The following is a 19,278-nucleotide window of genomic DNA, read 5'->3' as shown; positions in this document are numbered from 1 at the left end:
AGGCAATCAGGCTCAACTAAGTTCAACGTAGCGCTATCCATTGAGCACTCTACATCAAAGCAAACTCGCTAAAGTTAGCATCAAGCGAGCCATCAAAAACAGGGAGAGAGACATGCAAAAGAAAATATTATCGGGTTTAGTATTAGGTTTAGTCCTAACGGTCACTAGCAGCGTCACGCTACAAGCGGGCGAGAAAAAAGTCTGGATCACCATCGGTGATAAAGCTTACCAAGAATTAAAACAAATCGCGCCTAACACTATCCTAAGTGAAAGCCGCTTAGTTAATTCAGGTTCAAATGGTTTTAGCAGCCAAGAAACCGTACGTTTGGTCGAAGTGGAACAATCTGCGATTCAAGCTTTATCAGGTGCGATCCACGAGAAGCTAAAACGTTGCGGCGGATTTATCGAGCATAGTAGCGAAGCGCTAGGACGTCTGGCACTAGGCAATACCGCCGCAGGTTTTGCGCCAGCGCCTGCGATTGCCAGCCTAGCACCGTCTTACGCCATCGATAACCAAAGCACGGTCACACCTTTATTAAGTCAAATGCAAGCGAGCAACATAGGACAAACCATTGTCGATTTGTCTGCATTCGTTAATCGTTATTACACCACCACGGGTGGCGTTAATGGTTCCAATTGGATCAGAGATAAATGGCTAGCCTTGGCCAATGGTCGCAGCAATGTCACAGTAGAACAATTTACCCATGCGGGCTTTCCACAAAAGTCCGTGATCATGACCATGCAGGGCAGTGACAACGCATCTGAAGTTGTGGTGCTAGGCGGCCATTTGGATTCCATCAACACAGCGGGGACAAGCGAGACCACCAAAGCACCGGGTGCGGACGATGATGCATCAGGTATCGCCAGTCTGACCGAAGCCATCCGCGTTATGCTAGCGAGCAATTATCAACCGCGCCGCACCATCAAATTTATTGCCTATGCGGCAGAAGAAGTCGGTCTAAAAGGCTCAGCAGAAATCGCGAAAAAGTTCAAAACAGACGGTGTCAAAGTGATAGGCGTCATGCAGCTCGACATGACCAACTACAAGGGTTCTGCTAAAGACATCTATTTGTATACCGATTACACCAACGCGGCACAAAATAGCTTTGTCAGCAATCTCATCACCACCTATCAACCGACTCTGACGATAGGCAGTGATACTTGTGGCTACGGTTGCTCTGACCATGCTTCATGGCACGCCCAGGGCTTCCCAACTTCAATGCCATTTGAAACCGCGATGCGCGAGAGCAATCCTAAGATTCATGGTACGGGCGATACTTATGCGAATATGGGAAGCCAAGCCAATCACGCGCTGAAATTTGGTCGTCTCGCAACCTCGTTCGCGGTAGAACTGGGTAGTGATGGCCCTGCTTTACCGCCTAGCACTATTGCATTAACAAAAGATGTCTCAGTAGCGGTATCGGGTACCGCCAATGCTCAAGCGAATTACAGCTTCGTCGTACCAAGTGGTGCCAGCAATTTGACGTTCAAAACTTCAGGCGGCACGGGCGACTTGGATATCTATGCGCAACTGGGCAACTTAGCCACCACGACTAGCTATTTACAAAAATCAGACGGTGCAAACAACACCGAAACTATTACCATCGCATCACCCACAGCAGGTACTTACTATGTGCTGACCAACGCCGCTAGTGCAGTCAGCGGCGCGTCATTGATCGCCAGCTATCAAACTACAACAGGCGGCAATGTATTAACCAGTGGCGTCCCTGTAAGTCTCGGTAGCTTGGCACTGAATGCGACGAAAACTTATACCATCGTGGTACCAAGTGGAAAAACTTCTCTGACCTTTAAACTATCAGGTGGAACTGGCGATGGTGATATCTATGCCAAAATGGGCGCGGCACCAACAACCACGACATACGATAAAAAATCTGATGGTGCTACCAACGCAGAAACCATCACCTTCAGCGCGCCGCCGGCAGGCACCTACTATGTATTAATAAAGGCTTATGCGGCGATGAATGGAGCAAGCATACTGGCTACCGTGCAATAAAACCGAAGTAAACTAAAAACGCTGGTTTAGCATAGCTGCTAAACCAGCGTTTTTGAACATTTTTTATTACGAGAACTCTAGAAAAAGATCATTTATTCACATTCACCAAAGGTGTCGAGTTCCCCAACAACACCGTGTTTCCCGCTTTACTCGCCACAGCAATGGCCGCATCACGGTGAATTTCTGCCAGACGCAATTCTTTCAAAGCAGGCGTCAATGATTCGCTAATAATTTTATTCGCTTTCGCCTCGCCCTCTGCTTGCACGATCAAACGCTCGGCTTCAGCTCTTGCGAGATCGACTTCTTTCAATTTCTTTTGTATGGCCTGATCGGTTTCCGCACGTTGTCGTATCGCCGCTTCGATTGCGGGATCGGTCAATAAATTACGCACGTTCACCGCTGTGATCAAAAATGCGCCTTTATCATTCGTATCCAATTCTGCCTGTAAACTGGCACGCACCATTTCTGCTAATTCTGTGCGTTTAGTATGCATCGTGGTAGCGTCAAGTTGTGCGATGGATTTGTACACTGCCTCACGCGCTTCGCGCGACACACGGCTGTACGCCATCACCAAATCGCTGGTGCCATCCTTGACCACCTGCTTATGTTGCACGACGTCGCCCTGATACTTGGTATACAAAGCCGGAATCGCAGCTGGCATAGTCTTGAAGTAGATATCGATATCAACATCCTTCATCGTCAAATTGTCGCGACTCTTAGGTGTCATATCCTGCAATTGAAAATTCACTTCTTTGGCAGTAAATTCATCGACTGTTTTAAACGCGGTAAAGTAAATACCAGGCGGTAAAGCGTCTTTACCAACTTTGCCTAAAGTCCGTTCTACACCGACATTTCCAGTGTCAATTTGGGTGCAACCAGTTAATAAAGTCGTCAATAAAATGACACTGAGTGGTAAGTATTTAGAGAGTAATCGATTCATCATTTTTCCAAATTAAAGTAAGTGTATCGGTGGGAAGTAATAGGCCAAGAGCAGTAAGCTAAATAGCACCAAAATAAATATAAGAAGACGTAGCAAGTGCCGAGTCATGGCTGGCCCCGCGTGCCGCCGAAGCAAGGGACCTGTCACTTGCCACAATCCATACGAAGCTAAACCAGCGATCAATAACAAAACAAAATGCTTCATTGCGCCCCTTTCATTCAAACCTCAAAACAAAGCTGAAGTGTAATTTCTCAAACTCCGACAGGCTACAAAAAACTACTGGTAATCGCGAATTAGAAAAACCATAGACAAGCATGAACAGACCTATTCGCGCTATCTCTGCGACTAAAACCACGCATAAAACCACGAGTAAAACTACGAGCAAAAACGAAACAATTTCCCCGCCACAAGTCGTATTTGTTACACTGTGGTTTGCCTCACTATGTCAAATCTCCAGTGCCACTCTCCGCTTTTTTCCTCGTCATACTCGCTGGTCTTATTCATGCCTTATGGAATATCGCGGCAAAAAAAGCCGGTGGCGACGTGCGCTTCGCGGGACTCACCGCCATCATCATGGCAGTGGTATGGGCACCCGTAGGGATTTATGCAGGTTGGGATGTGGTGCCCAGTTGGGGATGGCAAGAATGGTGTTTTATCGCGCTAAGCGGACTGCTGCACGTGCTCTACTTCATTACCTTATTGAGAGGCTATCGCAAAGCAGACCTCACGGTCGTGTATCCGCTGGCACGCGGCGCTGGTCCTTTACTTTCTTCAGCCATCGCCTTGATGTTCCTAGGTGAACATTTATCTCTGTTCGGTGGCTTGGGAATCTTGGCAGTAGTTGGCGGTGTTTTCTTAATTGCTGGAGGCCCTAGGCTGTTACGCAGTTTGAAATCAAGTCACGGCGACAGTGATGCCGTCCCAGCTTTGCAGTTAAGAACGCAGCAATTACGAACCCGCAAAGGCATTTTCTACGGCTTGTTGACCGGTGTATTTATCGCTAGCTACACGGTACTCGATGGCTATGCGGTAAAAATTCTTTTACTCTCGCCAATTTTGATTGACTACTTCGGCAACTTCGCTCGTATCGCTTTATTGCTTCCCAGCTTGTTACGAGATATCCCAGCAACCCGCGTCTCTTGGCACAAAGAATGGAAATACGCATTGATCGTCGGTGCAATCAGCCCCATTTCTTATGTCTTGGTTCTGTACGCAATGCAAAGCGCACCGCTCAGTCACGTTGCGCCAGCGCGTGAAGTCTCCATGCTATTTGCAGCGCTGATAGGCGGTCATTTACTAGACGAAGGCGATCGCCTGCAACGTCTGATCGGCGCTTTATGCATCGCAGTGGGTGTAATCGCTTTAGGTAACTTTTAAATCGACTTAATAGCAAAACTCAATTATAAAAATCAACAACAAAGCGCTAGCTAACAGAATCAATCACGCCTCATTCAGCGCGATCAAGCTATTATGTGATTAATACTTGGATTCGCAATCAATGTACACTAGCACTCCAACACACACCAATACGTACAATCTCCCTTATGCAAAATATAAACTTGCCAGAGCAAGCACTGATCGCCAGAGAACAGGCTTATGCGCCATATTCACAATTTAAAGTGGGGGCCGCCTTACTCACGAAAGATGGCAAGATTTTTCACGGCTGCAATGTAGAAAATGCTTCTTACGGCCTATGTAATTGCGCAGAACGCACCGCTTTTTTTAGCGCAATTGCTGCGGGTTATCGTGCTCATGATTTTAAAGAATTAGCAGTGGTAGCAGATACCGCAGATCCCATATCACCTTGTGGTGCTTGCCGTCAGGTCATGCTGGAATTGGGCGGGAGCGAGCTGCTTGTTATCTTGAGCAATGTAGAAGGAAAAACACTAGTAACGAATGCGGCAAGCTTGTTACCTGGCGCATTTCAGGCACAAGACCTGAACCATAAAACCTAATTTATCTATCAACATTATCTTTCAACAAATAGCAAATCTATTTGCGATTAGCGCCCTCATTACATCTGCTATTTTTTGGAAGAAAATTGTTCAAAATTCTTATCTAACTTAGGCTCAAATATCTCTGAGTTCTTGGCAGGAAGATTGGTATTGCTTAAGCTAGGAATGGCCTTCGTTTTAAAAGAATCCGTCCCAGAATTAATGCCAGAAAGGGCGGCACTATTTTCCGTACTACTAGCGCTGGCATTCGTTTTAGTTTGCGTCACTTTTTTCAGATTACTAGGTTTGACAGGCTGCGGTGCAGGTTGGCTTGGCCACCACCAGTACGTAGCGCCTGCAATCAAGGCCGTAAGTATCAATGCAATACGCGTGGACGTTAACCAAGACGACTTGGCGTTGTACTGGAAATAAAACTCAGACTCGTCCTTAGACTCACCTTTACGCTCGTCCTCACTCTCATGTCCATCAGCGCTATAGTCTGTTGAAGCCCTCAACTCATATTGAGCGACTAATTGTCTTTCCTGCGCTTTAAATGCGGCAATCGGATCTATCTCTGCTTGAGCCTTGTTTTGATGATCCGAAGATGACGAGAGCTCATTTAGATTATTTACCGCATCTTGTTCGTTCTCAGCAGATTGCTCTAGCGCCAAAGCTTGTAATTCCAATTGTTGTCGTTCTTGCGCCAATTGTTGCGCTTCCTGTTCTCTGAGCTGGCGTTGGCGTGCAATTAAGCTAGCCTGTTTTTCGGCTTGAATTTTAGCTTTTGCTCGATTACTCAATTCAATTTCTTTTGCAATCGTTTGATGCGCTTGCGCCAACAATTCTCGCTCACGCTCGGCTTGCGCTAATAGATCCTCGGTATCCACCATCAACTCAGTTACTTGTTGTTCTAGCGCTTGCCTTTGCTGAGACAATTCTTCTGCTTGCTGCGACACCTGCTGACGACCTTCTATCAAATCACGCAACGCATGCTGCGCGTCTAGATGTCGTGCCTGATGTTGTGCCTGAGTTTGTTGCAAAAGTGTTGCCAATTCCTGTTGTTGATGAAATTGCGCATGCAGTGTCTCTGCATCTTCATGCTCATATTCATGTTCATCAGCACTGTCTTGCTTTGCCCTCGCCGCGCTACTGTCGTCAGCCACCTCAGCGATGGCTTCGAGCTCTAATTGGGCGTTACTGCTGCTTAATAATTCTGCCTCAGTCAACACTCTTTGTTCGACCAGACGCTTGGCATCTTGCTGTGCCTGTATTCGTTCTTGAATCAATTTCTGCGTCAAAATAGAGGCATCAACTCGCTCACGTGCCGTTTTCTCGGCCTCGATTTCCATTACCGCAAGTTGTTTTGCAGCTTCCAGTAAAGCCGATTCATGTTGTTGAGTAAGCTGTTCAGTTCTGATGACTTCGGCGTCGTGCTCTTGTCGTTTTACAACTGCCGCCTGCGCATCAAGCTCGACTTGCAAACGCTGTTGCATCTGTGCTTCTGCCGCTTGCGCCTGCATCAACTTCGCTTGTGCTGCCTGCTCTGCTCTTTGCTCAACGGCGGCACGTTGTTCCACTTGATGCAATAAACTCGCCTCAGCAGCATGCCGACGATTTGCCTGTTGTGCTGCTTCATTCTCTGCCACGACGCGCTTCTCGGCAGCCAACATGAGTAACTGTTCTTGCGCTAATTTTTCTTTCGCAATCTGCTCAGCTTCTTGTTCGGCCATCGCCAAGGCTAAGGCCACTTCCATTAAATCAGCTTCTTGCTGTAATTTATCCTGCACCAGCTGTGCCAATTCAGTTTCTAAAGCGATGCGCTCTTGCGCTTTTTGCTCTGCCAAACGGCTGACAAACAAGCGCTCGGTATTTTTCACCTTGTTATCGCGCTCCACCGAAACGCGCAATTTCGTGGCTTTTATCAGCTCGTTTTCTGCCTCAATTTTTGCGTTGCTCGTGTTGATTGCTTCTTCATCCGCTGCTTCATTTTGAATTTGCAATTCTTGCGCCTGTTGTTCTTGCAACAGGCGTTCTTGCGCGAGTCGTTGCGCCTCTTGATTCGCTTGAATTTTTTGTTGTACGGCTGCTTGGTGGGCTTGTTCCGCCGCGTTTTTTTGCTGAACTAGATCGAACAATTGACGCTCTTCTTGCACTCTTTGTTCTGCTTGCTGTTGTGCGCGCAATTCTGCTTCTGCTTGTGAATGTAAAGCCGCCAGCAATTCGACTTCAAGCGCTTGGCGTTGTTGCGCCACCGCGATGGCTTGTTGTTCCGCCACATTTTTTTCTTCACTTGCTACCTGCGCCTGTTGCGCCGCGATCAATTTTGCTCGCGCTATCTCTAAGGCGCTTCGCTCGGCGTTAGCGCGTTCTTGCGCGGTATGGATTAGCGCAGCTTCTTTTTCTGCTTTGCTACGCTCTAGATTCAGAACGATTTGCTCCGCGCTATTTTTCTCTTCCAATGCTTTCAGCGCCTGAGTTTCACTTTCCAAACGTTGTTGCAATAATTTGTCCGCCTGCTTTTCAGACAATAGACGGGTACGGATTCTTTGCAATAATTCTTGTTCAAAATTAATGCGACTATTCGCATCAATCAATAGATCACGTTCAACTTTAGCTCTGGCGTAGGCCGCTTGCTGCAATTCCCATTCTTTATCAATTTGATCCAAAATACTCTGTGCCGCTGGCTCTACGCTTGTGGGATTTTGATGGTTGGCTTCTTGTGCTGGATCATCAGTGAGATTTTTAGGCACGGCATTAAGGTCCACAACAGAGGTTTCGAAGGCACTATGTTGTGTGATGCTGGCGGGATTGGTGTTTCCAGTATTGGCGGGATTTTTGGTATCAACAGCTAATTTATCGTCTGATTGTCCAGAGCGACCTAGCAGGGATTGTGTAAATTGCTTAAACATGAACGAAAACCCAATATGATTTCTTAAAACAAATTACCCGCAAAAAAGATCACGCACCTATCACTTGTGCATCACTTGTACATCATTTGTGCTCTAGTTAGCCCAAAAATCCAGTTGCACGAGGTCTGTCATTTTACCTAAGTAAAGTCCTTGTCCATCTGCTTCGCCAAGGAAAACCACAGTTTGCCGCTAAAACCTTGTGCGCTACTTGGGATCTCACAAGCTAAGGCCGCTATCTCACAACTATTTCACACCTAACTCACATCTATTTCTATAGAAAGACGAGTGACTCAAGGAACTTTTATCCCAGAAAGCATTCTAAGCTGCGGGATAATTTTATTACAACAGTATCACAATAGCATAACAACAACTCATCCCTACAATTTCTTCCACTTCATGGAGTAAAGATAATGCGCTTACGTGCTTCACTAGTGCTCTTATGCTTGAGCGTACCCGCTCTGGCTAGTGCACAATCCGACGATAAATTTCGCCAAATAGAAGATCTATTACCTACGCCAACTTCAGTACGTGCAGCTTCCGGTGCGCCGGGACATGCCTATTGGCAGCAACGTGCCGATTACGTGATTCGCGCCAAGTTAGATGAATCCAAACGCGCCATTACGGGCGCCGAGACCATCACTTACCACAATAATTCGCCAGATAGCTTGAATTACTTATGGGTGCAGTTAGATCAAAACATTTTCCGTTCTGACTCTGATGCCAACACAACCCGCACTTTGCCATCACGTGACGCATGGAAAAATCCCAATGCGGTCAGTTTCCAAGCCATGGCGGTGATGAACGAGCGCGACAATTTTGATGGCGGCTTCAAAATCACCAGCGTTAAAGGCGCTGACGGTCAAGCTTTAAAACACGTGATCAATCGCACGATGATGCGAATTGACTTGCCGCAAAGTTTGAAACCGGGTGCAAAATTTGTGTTCAGCATCGATTGGAACTACAACATCGGCAACGGCAAATTACTCGGTGGTCGTGACGGTTTTGAGCATTTCAAAGAAGACAAAAACGATATCTTCGAAATCGCTCAATGGTTCCCACGTATGGCAGCCTACTACGATGTCTATGGCTGGCAACATAAACAGTTCTTAGGTTCCGGTGAATTCACTTTGGAGTTCGGTGACTACGATGTGCAGTTGACCGTACCTAGTGATCACGTGGTGTCCGCAACGGGCGAACTGAGCAATGCTGACAAAATTTTGACAGCAACTCAACTAGATCGTTTGAAGCAGGCACGTACAGCCAAAACACCGGTCGTGATCGTGACGCAAAAAGAAGCGGAAGAAGCTGAAAAGAAACGTGCGACAGACAGCAAAACTTGGCATTTCAAAGCGAAAAACGTACGTGATTTCGCGTGGGCATCTTCTCGCAAATACATTTGGGATGCACAAGGCTATAAGACTGGCACCAGCTCAGGCTTAGCGATGTCTTTCTATCCAAAAGAAGCGAATCCTTTGTGGGGTCAATATTCCACGCAAGCGATTATTCACACGATAGAACAGTACAACAAATTCTCACTCGACTATCCTTACCCAATCGCTCAATCGGTGAACGGTCCACAAGGCGGTATGGAATACCCTATGCTGTCTTTCAACGGCGGTCGCCCGACGAAGGATAAGAAAACTGGAGAGTCCACGTATTCCAAACGTACCAAATACGGTTTGATCAGCGTCATTATTCATGAAGTCGGTCATAACTATTTCCCTATGATTGTCAACTCTGACGAACGTCAATGGACTTGGATGGATGAAGGCTTGAACTCCTTCGTACAAAGTTTGGCCGAGCAAGCCTGGGAAGAAAACTATCCAGGCACACGCGGCGAACCACGCGGCATCGTTGACTACATGAAGAGCCAAAATCAAGTGCCTATCATGACCAACTCAGAATCCATTTTGCAATTTGGTCCGAATGCTTATGCCAAACCAGCCGCTGGCTTGCACATTTTGCGTGAAACGATTTTAGGTCGTGAATTGTTTGATTTCGCGTTCAAAGAATATGCACAACGTTGGAAATTTAAGCGCCCAACACCAGCCGATTTCTTCCGCACTATGGAAGATGCTTCTGGTACCGATCTCGATTGGTTCTGGCGCGGTTGGTTCTACACGACCGATCCAGTTGATATCAGTATCGACGGTATCGTTGAATACACGATGTCAACCAAAGATCCAGAAGTAGAAAAAGCGTGGCGTCGTGCGCAGTTTGCATCTCAACCTACCTCGACCGCCAATCAAGCAGACAAAGGTAAATTGGAACGTCGTTTAGATTCCCATCCAGAACTCAAAGATTTTTACAATCAATATGATGACTTCACTGTCACCAATAAAGATCGTAATACCTACAACGAAATGATGAAGGGTCTGGACGAAGACGAAAAAGCGATGCTGAAATCCGGCAAGCATTTCTACTTAGTTGACTTCTCTAATGTCGGTGGTTTAGTCATGCCTTTGATTTTGGAAATCCAATTGCAAAGCGGTAAAAAAATGATTCAACGCATCCCAGCAGAAATCTGGCGTTATAACTCCAAGAAATTTACTAAGCTAATCGTTACTGATGAGCCTATGGTGAGCTTGACGCAAGATCCTTTCTTGGAAACCGCAGACATCGACACCAACAACAATTCTTGGCCACGTAAGATCACACAATCTCGTTTGGAATTGTTCAAAATGAACTTCCCTCCTAACGATATGATGGCTGATTTCAAAACACCGTTAAAAACGGATGCGAAACCAGAAGCTAAAGAAGAAGTGAAAGATGCTGCAAAACCAGCAGCGGATGCAGCTAAAGAAGTAAAAACAGCAGAAGCAAAGCCAGTTGAAAAAGCGGCTAAGCCTACAACCAAGCCAGCCGCTAAAGCTGCAAAAGAAGTAAAGTAATCGAGTCCCGATGAGCACATTTAACTTGATCAAGTTGTTCAAAGTTAGCTTGGCTAGCGCACTGATTTGTATCGGTGCGCTAGCGCATGCTCATCGGTTTCATGCTGGTATCACCGATATCAGCATGAACCCGAATACAGGCAGCACCGAAATTATCCATACTTTTATGGCGCATGACATTGAGGCTTTGTTGGAGAATTTATACCAGCGGCAATTTGATTTAAGCGATCCCGAAGATGCGCAGGTTCTGCAACGTTACATAGAACAACAATTTATCCTCAGTAGCAAAGAACAACGACTACCACTGAAATGGGTAGGTCTTAAAGTAGATCCGAATTCAGTCATCATTTTTCAAGAAATCGAACAACAATTTTTACCAGACCAAATTGCGATACGCCAAGCGGTACTTACCGATTTTTTGGTCGATCAGGTCAACACCGTGAATATTACAAAAAATGGCAGCACACAAAGCCTGACATTTACGCGCAGCAAACGCGAACATCAAATTCCTTAACGCACCAGCGCAGGACTACTCTCAACAACCAAAATATTTATAGCAGTAGATGGCCTACGTACACATAGTAGGGTGCGCCTTGCGCACCGTCCACATACCGAATAGTAGAGATAGCTTGCTCAATAGTGGTGCGCACGGCGCATCCTACGGTTATCGCTTGCATAGCCACTCAAGCGCCCACATTATTAACAATCATTAGCATCGACATTTTAAGCAAAATTAATTTCCTGCATTAACCTCACAAGCAAGCTTAGCAAATTATGAAACAAAAAAAACTAGCCCACCTGATCGCCACCATCTTAGCAACACCATTCGTCTCGTTACTCCCCAATCTGGCACTGGCGGATGACTCAGTATTGCACCGAGTAGTGCTTGATGGCAGTCGCGCCAGTCTGCTCGGCTTAACTGATGCGGCCAATGCAGGTATGGTAGGACAAAAAAAATTAGAGGCGATGACGACTTATCGACCAGGCGAGTTACTGGAAGCGATTCCGGGCGTGATCGTCAGTCAACACAGTGGTGAAGGCAAAGCCAATCAATTCTATTTGCGTGGCTTTAATCTCGATCACGGCACCGACTTACGCACGACGATAGACGACATGCCCGTCAATCAACGCAGTCATGCGCACGGTCAAGGTTGGACCGATTTAAATTTTCTCATCCCAGAATTAGCCGCTCGCATGGATTACAAAAAAGGTCCTTATTCTTCGACCACGGGCGACTTTTCTTCCGCGGGCAGTGCCGCGATTACTTATGCCAGTCGTCTGTCGCGCAATATCGCGAGTGTCACGGTTGGTGAAAATAATTTCGCCCGCACGCTTCTTGCTGGTTCGCCTGATTTTGCTAGCGGTAGTTTTTTGTATGCCTTGGAATTGATGCGTAATGACGGACCATTTACAAGACCCGATGATTTTAAAAAAGTGAATGCTGTCATGCGCTATAGCGAAGGTTTCGCTAACAATGGCTTTAATCTGACGGCAATGTTATATCGAGGCAGTTGGAATTCTACCGATCAAATTCCGCAGCGCGCATTGCAAGACGGCACTCTGAGTAATCGTCTCGACACCATAGACACAACCGATGGCGGTGCAGCCCATCGTTATAGCTTATCAGGCGTATGGCGACGCACTGATACTGACGACGCAAGCAAAGTCAGTGCCTATCTGATACGCAATCAATTAGACCTGTTTTCTAATTTCACCTACTTCATGGACGACCCCATCAATGGCGATCAATTCAGCCAACCGGATCGTCGAGTCACAGGCGGCATCAATGCTAGCCACACTTGGCATACCCATTTCCAGGGCAGAAATACGGATATCACGTTAGGTAGCCAACTACAGAATGACAATATCTCTAATGGCCTCTACAAAACCCGCGCACGCCAAACTCTTTCCACCGTGCGACAAGATCACATCACAGAAACTAGTCTGGGCGTGTACCTCGATGCCAGCACACGCTGGAATGAATTCTTCCGCACAAATTTCGGTCTGCGTCATGATGCCTACCAATTCAAAGTGGATGGTGATCGTCAAGAAAATTCTGGAAAAGCCAGCGATCAAATCTGGAGTCCCAGTGCCAGTTTAGTATTCGGACCATGGCAAAAAACCGAGTTTTACCTCAACCTCGGCAATGGCTTTCACAGCAATGATGCACGCGCGACTTTAACAACCGTCGATCCACAAAGCTTAGAAGCCACGGCAAAGTCGCCCGGTCTAGTGCGCTCGCATGGTTTGGAACTCGGCATGCGCAGCGAATTCATTTCAAATCTACAATCTTCATTTGCAGTTTATCGTCTGGACTTTGATTCTGAACTCAGCTTTGTCGGCGATGCAGGTACCACTGAAGCAGGACGACCAAGCCGTCGCTATGGCATAGAGATGTCACACAATTATCAAGCAACTGACTGGCTCTCTATTGATTTTGATGCGGCTTACGCTAAAGCACGTTCACGCGATTTCGATCCAGCCGGTTCCTACGTAGTCGGTGCGGTAGAAGGCGTAGCGCAACTGTCGGCCAATTTTGAAAAACTCGGCAACTGGTCTGGCGCACTACGCTTACGCTATTTCGGACCACGTGCATTGATAGAAGATAACTCAGTGCGTTCACGCCCCAGTGCCACATTGAACGGCCGCATCAGCTACAAATTCAGTCCTACCTTAAAGCTGGAATTAGAAGGTTTTAATCTGAGCAATCGTAAAGATTCTGCCATTGATTATTACTATGCATCACAACTTAAAGGTGAGACTACGGCGAAAGAAGATATCCATTTTCATCCATTGGAACCACGCTCTTTCCGCGTGATGATGGTGAAGTCGTTTTAGTCAGCAACATGGATGACTGAAACATGAACGCCGGATCAAGTCCGGCGTGACAATGTTTTAACAATTGGTTTTTCCGATAGTGTTATGATCACCTCACTGTGATCAATTCAGTCTTTATCAGGAAAACGCCATGAATAAGCCACTCAAAATTCTCGTTATCGCTGTCTCAGCCATCGTACTGATTATCGGCCTAGGGATTGCCTATCTAAGCTTTGTTTTCGACCCAAATCAGTTCAAATCGCAGTTAATAGAATTAGTCAAAGAGAAGAAACATCGCACACTCGCCATCGATGGCAATATTCAACTCAATTTCTTCCCCAAGCTAGGCGTTAGCTTGGAAAAAGTTCGACTCTCCGAATTTGAATCACCGACTCAATTTGCCAATCTAGATAAAGCGCAAGTTTCCTTGGCACTTATGCCCTTGCTGCAAAAGCAAATCGTAGTCGATAAAGTTTCATTATATGGTTTACAGCTACGCTATCAACGCGACGCACAAGGCAAATCAAACATTGATGATTTATTAGCGAAAGACGCTGCTGACAATACGGTAAAAACGGACTCAACAAACTCGAAACAAATGCGCTTCGACATCGAGGGCGTCGATATCGCCAACTCACAATTTGAGGTTGACGATCAAAAAGCCGCTTTGAAAGGCAGCATCAAAGATTTATATCTAAGCACTGGCAAAATCGGCGACAAAAACAAAACACCGGTCAAGTTCAACGCAGCGTTCAACTTTCAACAACCCAAAGCAGAAGCAAAAATTGATCTGAACACACAGCTCAGTTTTGATATGACACAAAAGAGCCTAGCTCTGCAAGATTTTAAAACTCTGATCGCTGGCAAGCTAGGCAACGATACGGTAGAAGTACTACTGGAAACCGCCGCCCTCAACTTAAATACTGAGCATAGCAATAGTGAGCAAATCAAGCTCAAAGCAAAGCTCAAAGGCGCGCAGGAATTAGGTGCCAATATCATGCTGAATAAATTTGCACTCCAGGACAAACAACTAAGTATCGCTGAGGTACAAATGCAAGCCGAGAGCAAACAAGGTGGCGCATCGAAACAATTAGAATTGAAATCGCCCATCGCAATGGATATGAACACGCAGTTATTAAAACTGTCGCAATTAGCCATACAACTCAAAATCAACGATCCGAAACTGGCGCAAACTGCGATAGCCATCCCCGTCACAGGTCATGTCTCTGTCAATCTAAAAGAGAAAAATATAGACAGCGTATTGGCTGCGAAATTTGACGAAACTCAATTGCATGCATCGGTGCAGGTACAAAACTTCTCCGCGCCCGCCATCAATTTCAAAGTCGATGTCGACAAGCTCAATCTAGATCGTTATATAAAAGCCTCGACCGAGCCCGCTAAAGCAACTGAAAGCAAAGAAGAAGACTTGAATCTTGCCGGACTCAAAGCCCTCAATCTGAATGGTGTCGTGCGCATAGGCACTTTACAAGTCAAAAATCTACACATCAATCAGGTCAATTTACCCATCAAAGCGGCGCAAGGCGAGATCAGCATGAGCGGTTTGCAAGCCCAACTTTATCAAGGCGAAGTTGCGGGCAATATTCGTTTTGACGTAGATGGTAATCGCTTACAAATGCAGCAAAAATTAAGCAATATTCAGATCAACCCACTGCTGGTCGATTTCATGAATAAGGATATCGTAGAAGGTCGCGGCACTTTGAATTTACAAATCAATACGCACGGCAAGCGCGTATCGCAATTCAAAGAAAATCTGAATGGGAGCATCAGTACGCAACTATTGGACGGTGCCGTCAAAGGCATTAACCTGGCTAAATCTTTACGCGATTTCAAAGCCAAGATACTAAACAAAACCGACCAACAACAAGGCGCGAATAAGAATGAAAAAACCGACTTCTCCGCCCTATCCGCCTCAATTAATTTTGTCGATGGTGTAGGTAATAGCGATGACCTCGACATGAAGTCTCCCTTCTTACGCGTCGGTGGCAAAGGCAAAGTTGACCTACGAGCCAACAATCTCGATTACACCGCCAAAGTCACCGTCGTCAACACCGCAACGGGACAAGATGGCACCGATTTATCGCAACTCAAAGACATCAGCATCCCAGTCCGCATCAGCGGTCCTTTCGATAAATTATCCTATCAATTACAGTTCGCCCAAATCGGCAGCGAAGCCTTAAAGTCAGCCTTTAAAGCCAAAGCCGCGCCTGTATTGGAAGAGAAAAAAAAAGAGTTGAAGGAGAAGGTGAATGATCAGCTTAAAGATAAGTTTAAGGGTTTGTTTGAGCGTTGAAATTTCTTAATAGAATGAGACCTGATAACGAACCTTGCATTAACTCAGATTTCGATCTTACAATTTTCAGCCAATAAAAAAGCGCGGCAAAATTGATTTGCTGCGCTTTTCCCCTGTAATTTCACAGAGCTAGTGTTACCCCTCCTTAAAAATCATATCTCGCCGCTATACGTGCTGAACGTGGCGCTTGATAACTTGTCGGCAAACCATAGTTTTTATTGACACGACCTTCTCGCTGAGTCGCTCTACTATAGTCCTTAAACTCATTAATTGTTTGCTCAGTCTGGAAGTTAAACACGTTAAAGATATCTAAAGTAAAACTCAGCATTCCTTTTTCAAGTTTCATTTTGTAGGTACCACTGACATTAAATGATTTTGTCCAAGGTAAATTACCTAATGAGCCACGCTGAACCAGTGAACTTTGCGCAATGGTGTTTTTAGGGTTCAAAAGATCAGGCGCAAACTGTCCATTCAGACAATAATAGCTATAGCCATAACTACCAGATCCCCCTTTAGTAGTCTTTCCATCTGCACCATAATAATCAAACACTGCATTGGCTGAGCCAGGAATTGGTACATTACCCAAGCATGATTTGGGTCGCCCAGAAACTAAACTACCGTTAAAGCCAACTGAAAATGCGTCATTTACTGCATAAGACCCAAACAACTTAAATGAATGTTTACGTTCGTTTGGTGATGGTCCATATATGCCGTCTGTTCCTGATGCAAAATCAAATTCAGAAGTGCCACCTGCATCGATTTGATCGTTATTCGATGAGAGATAGCCCTCAGATGTTCCTCGATTACGGGAATGCGTATAAGAACCAGATAAACCCCATTTCCCATCAAAAGGACGATCTAACGTGAACTGAAGATCACTATAAATGCGCTCGTATTTTGCTAGCTTGACATAGCTACTAGGAATCGTCACCGCTTGCAATACACCATTATTTGCCACATCAATGTTCAAATTCAAATCACGACCTGGATTCATCAATACACAGGTTGCCAATGTATTCGGATTAAATTTGGTATAACCCTTATCTTTCATGAATTGACCGATACCTGTCGTGCCGCAGAAATCGTCCATCCCATCAGTGACTTTACGATAATTAAATTTCATCCCAAAAGCGAGATTTTTAGAAATTGCCTGCTGAAAACCAAGTATATATTCGAACTGAGACATAGGACGCAGCTTAGTATCTGCAACAGTGCCTGGATTTGGCTCACGATCACTACCGACTAACTCTGCAGCACCAACTTCTGGCCCCAAGGTAATTGGTGCGGCAGTCCGCGGATCTTTACCTGTAAAAGTGTAGAAACGATGATGAGTATATTCATAACGAGTCGCTCTCACATTAGTATTCGATGCAACTGGGATGTAGTATCGTCCGAGATTACCAAAGACTTTGGTTTCTCCATCACCAAACACATTCCATGCCGCCCCTATACGTGGAGCCAACAAATTGTCAGCCTTAACAAAACTCTTACCACTATTGGTTTGATTATCAAAAGATTCCCATCGCAAGCCAGTATTAATCAATACGTCTTTACTCACCTTCCAGCTATCTTCGACAAATTTAGCGACATTTATTACATCATATACACCTGAACCGCTTGCTCCCAAACGAACTCGTACAAACTCCTCACCTGGTTTTATAACGTTAGGAACATTATTTACAGAACCGTCCGCACTTCTATAGTAGCGATAATAGATGCCACCACTAGATTGCACACTGCCAGCTTGGGAAGTTGTAAATTTTTGCCCATCATAACCTGCACGAAGTGTATGCGAACCTAAAGTATATTCAATATCAAGACGCCCCGATTTGCGCAAGTCGCCATCTGGAGGTGCCTTGGAATCTCTCTCTGATCCATTATTGTTTGGGTCATAGCATCCCATAGGATTCAATTGCCAGTCCAAGACCCAAGGGCAGTCACGCCCCTTTTGATTTTTATTTGTACGAATTTCACTCAGACTTTTTACTTGCCCCACTTGCGCAGAAATATTCAAATTATCACTGAGATAACCTGTGTACTTCCCCATAACAGCATTTGAGCTAGCGTCAAATTCTTGATGATCAGGAGCGCCCTCACGTGTCAAAGAATAATCGGTTTTATTCGTATATATATCGGAGTAGCGCGAAGGTTTATTTGAAAGAGCCGTTAACTCAAAACGATGATCTGGGCTCAGTAAATAATCAATTTTTAAAATACCACTTGGTCTTTGACTATGACCTTTTGTATTGGTTGTACGGCCATATGAGTCAGAATTATTGACCGATGTGTTGAGTAAACCGAATACGAATAATTTATCACGTATGATTGGGCCACCCAAATACACATTACCGGTCAAAGTCTCGCTTCTATCGTTGCTTGCAAATGAGATATAACGTGTGGGCGTCTTATTTGTCCCATACAATTCCTGATCAACGATATTTTTTGACTTGGCGCGCAGAAATGTCGCCGGGGTAAAGTAAACTGAGGCGCCGCCCTTCCATGTATTTGTACCACTTTTCGTGGTCAAAGCAATTACGCCACCTAATGATCGACCATATTGAGCACCATATCCACCAGACTTTACTTGTTGCTCTGCAATCGCTTCGAATGGCAAATTAATATAAGAAACGAAATTTCGAATATTTGTGACATCAAAGCCATTGATATAGTAAGCATTTTCGGCCACAGATGCCCCGCCAATGGACGCCAGATTACCAAGCCCTGCTGAGCCTTGTACTGTTCCTGGCGTTAACATTGCGACAGCCGTTGTATCACGACTAACTGGAAGAGCTCGAATATCTGCAGCCGTAAACACTGAATTGGATTCAGTGCTACTCATATCTATAGCAGCACGGGTTCTTGATCCTGTTACAACAACGGTAGCTTTATTATCTAAAGCAACCTCAATACCAGTTCCGGTACTTACATTAACCTCTCTAGAGATATTACCTGCGCTAATAGAATAACGTCCTGGCTGCAACTTAGAGAATGTATAACTACCATCCGCTTCGGCTTCGATGTGCCGCTTATTTCCTGTATCGAGGTTAACGATAAATATTTGTGCTTTCGGTGTTGCACGACCGTAAATCGAACCTTCTGAGCTTTGCGCTAATGCAGCCGTTGCAAAACACATACTGATTGCCAATGCGATCCCCGAACGTCGAGCAAAGCTGGCTTTTTGTTTATTGTATTTCATTGCTACCCTTTCTTGTGTTTATTATAAAATTCATACATGAAAAAATACTTACATATATGTACTGAATATATTAATCAGCAAGATTTAAGCAAACAAGAAAAATACTATTTTTTATGGCTATATTCTAAATATAGAAAATAAGTGTCGTTTTCCAACAACAAGTAAATTTTAATGGCATTGAATTATTTTTAATGAAGCCCTTTTAGCTACTTTTAGATGAAACTTTTTCTCCAGAAAATGGTCGCGCAAATTACACGATCATGTTA

Annotated in this window: 11 protein-coding genes; 7 read left to right on the top strand and 4 right to left on the bottom strand. The window is 45.2% G+C overall.

Annotated elements, in window-relative coordinates; genetic code table 11:
* Positions 1-112: 112 nt before the first annotated feature.
* The gene (locus tag ACFFJH_RS06615) at positions 113-2,014 is read left to right on the top strand and encodes a M20/M25/M40 family metallo-hydrolase (RefSeq protein ID WP_390211102.1); all 1,902 of its coding nucleotides are present in this window, start codon (positions 113-115) and stop codon (positions 2,012-2,014) included.
* Positions 2,015-2,102: 88 nt separating this feature from the next.
* On the opposite strand, the gene ACFFJH_RS06610 is transcribed toward ACFFJH_RS06615, so the two are convergent.
* A complete protein-coding gene (locus ACFFJH_RS06610; RefSeq protein ID WP_390211100.1) occupies positions 2,103-2,957 on the bottom strand; it encodes an SPFH domain-containing protein in 855 nt (284 codons plus the stop codon).
* Positions 2,958-3,410: 453 nt separating this feature from the next.
* Here ACFFJH_RS06610 and ACFFJH_RS06605 point away from each other — a divergent pair, with 453 nt between their 5' ends.
* Together ACFFJH_RS06605 and ACFFJH_RS06600 are read left to right on the top strand one after the other, a co-directional pair.
* Complete coding sequence (locus ACFFJH_RS06605; protein WP_390211098.1) at positions 3,411-4,331, top strand: DMT family transporter; 921 nt, start codon at positions 3,411-3,413, stop codon at positions 4,329-4,331.
* Between the two features lie 110 nt (positions 4,332-4,441).
* The gene (locus ACFFJH_RS06600) at positions 4,442-4,909 is read left to right on the top strand and encodes a cytidine deaminase (RefSeq protein WP_465247583.1); all 468 of its coding nucleotides are present in this window, start codon (positions 4,442-4,444) and stop codon (positions 4,907-4,909) included.
* A 68-nt stretch (positions 4,910-4,977) separates the two neighbouring features.
* Here the strand turns inward: ACFFJH_RS06600 and ACFFJH_RS06595 are convergent, their stop codons facing one another.
* Positions 4,978-7,797, bottom strand: coding sequence for a coiled-coil domain-containing protein (locus ACFFJH_RS06595; RefSeq protein ID WP_390211094.1), 2,820 nt, complete (start codon positions 7,795-7,797; stop codon positions 4,978-4,980).
* Positions 7,798-8,207: 410 nt separating this feature from the next.
* Between ACFFJH_RS06595 and ACFFJH_RS06590 the strand changes: the two genes are divergently transcribed.
* The gene (locus ACFFJH_RS06590) at positions 8,208-10,688 is read left to right on the top strand and encodes a M1 family metallopeptidase (protein ID WP_390211091.1); all 2,481 of its coding nucleotides are present in this window, start codon (positions 8,208-8,210) and stop codon (positions 10,686-10,688) included.
* Positions 10,689-10,698: 10 nt separating this feature from the next.
* Positions 10,699-11,202, top strand: coding sequence for a DUF6702 family protein (locus tag ACFFJH_RS06585; RefSeq protein WP_390211089.1), 504 nt, complete (start codon positions 10,699-10,701; stop codon positions 11,200-11,202).
* Between the two features lie 37 nt (positions 11,203-11,239).
* Here ACFFJH_RS06585 and ACFFJH_RS06580 read toward each other — a convergent pair whose 3' ends face one another.
* Complete coding sequence (locus ACFFJH_RS06580) at positions 11,240-11,365, bottom strand: hypothetical protein (protein WP_390211088.1); 126 nt, start codon at positions 11,363-11,365, stop codon at positions 11,240-11,242.
* Between the two features lie 97 nt (positions 11,366-11,462).
* On the opposite strand from ACFFJH_RS06580, the gene ACFFJH_RS06575 reads away from it, so the two are divergent.
* The gene (locus ACFFJH_RS06575; protein WP_390211085.1) at positions 11,463-13,526 is read left to right on the top strand and encodes a TonB-dependent receptor; all 2,064 of its coding nucleotides are present in this window, start codon (positions 11,463-11,465) and stop codon (positions 13,524-13,526) included.
* 130 nt (positions 13,527-13,656) lie between these two features.
* On the top strand, positions 13,657-15,816 hold the full coding sequence (locus ACFFJH_RS06570; RefSeq protein ID WP_390211084.1) for an AsmA family protein: 2,160 nt from the start codon (positions 13,657-13,659) through the stop codon (positions 15,814-15,816).
* A gap of 145 nt (positions 15,817-15,961) precedes the next feature.
* Here the strand turns inward: ACFFJH_RS06570 and ACFFJH_RS06565 are convergent, their stop codons facing one another.
* Positions 15,962-19,012, bottom strand: a complete 3,051-nt coding sequence (locus tag ACFFJH_RS06565; RefSeq protein WP_390211082.1) for a TonB-dependent receptor — start codon at positions 19,010-19,012, stop codon at positions 15,962-15,964.
* Positions 19,013-19,278 lie beyond the last annotated feature (266 nt).

It is taken from the genome of Affinundibacterium danionis (assembly GCF_042432465.1).
GTDB classification, from domain to species: Bacteria; Pseudomonadota; Gammaproteobacteria; order Burkholderiales; family Burkholderiaceae_D; genus Undibacterium; species Undibacterium danionis.
Note: the sequence above shows the minus strand (reverse complement) of the source record. Positions and strands in the feature narration are given on the sequence as shown.

Bases quoted from the DNA above. Each gene is read 5' to 3' on its own strand.
- ACFFJH_RS06575 (WP_390211085.1), top strand. From the start codon at position 11,463: ATGAAACAAAAAAAACTAGCCCACCTGATCGCCACCATCTTAGCAACA.
- ACFFJH_RS06570 (WP_390211084.1), top strand. From the start codon at position 13,657: ATGAATAAGCCACTCAAAATTCTCGTTATCGCTGTCTCAGCCATCGTA.
- ACFFJH_RS06590 (WP_390211091.1), top strand. From the start codon at position 8,208: ATGCGCTTACGTGCTTCACTAGTGCTCTTATGCTTGAGCGTACCCGCT.
- ACFFJH_RS06585 (WP_390211089.1), top strand. From the start codon at position 10,699: ATGAGCACATTTAACTTGATCAAGTTGTTCAAAGTTAGCTTGGCTAGC.
- ACFFJH_RS06565 (WP_390211082.1), bottom strand. From the start codon at position 19,012: ATGAAATACAATAAACAAAAAGCCAGCTTTGCTCGACGTTCGGGGATC.
- ACFFJH_RS06595 (WP_390211094.1), bottom strand. From the start codon at position 7,797: ATGTTTAAGCAATTTACACAATCCCTGCTAGGTCGCTCTGGACAATCA.
- ACFFJH_RS06580 (WP_390211088.1), bottom strand. From the start codon at position 11,365: ATGCAAGCGATAACCGTAGGATGCGCCGTGCGCACCACTATTGAGCAA.
- ACFFJH_RS06610 (WP_390211100.1), bottom strand. From the start codon at position 2,957: ATGATGAATCGATTACTCTCTAAATACTTACCACTCAGTGTCATTTTA.
- ACFFJH_RS06615 (WP_390211102.1), top strand. From the start codon at position 113: ATGCAAAAGAAAATATTATCGGGTTTAGTATTAGGTTTAGTCCTAACG.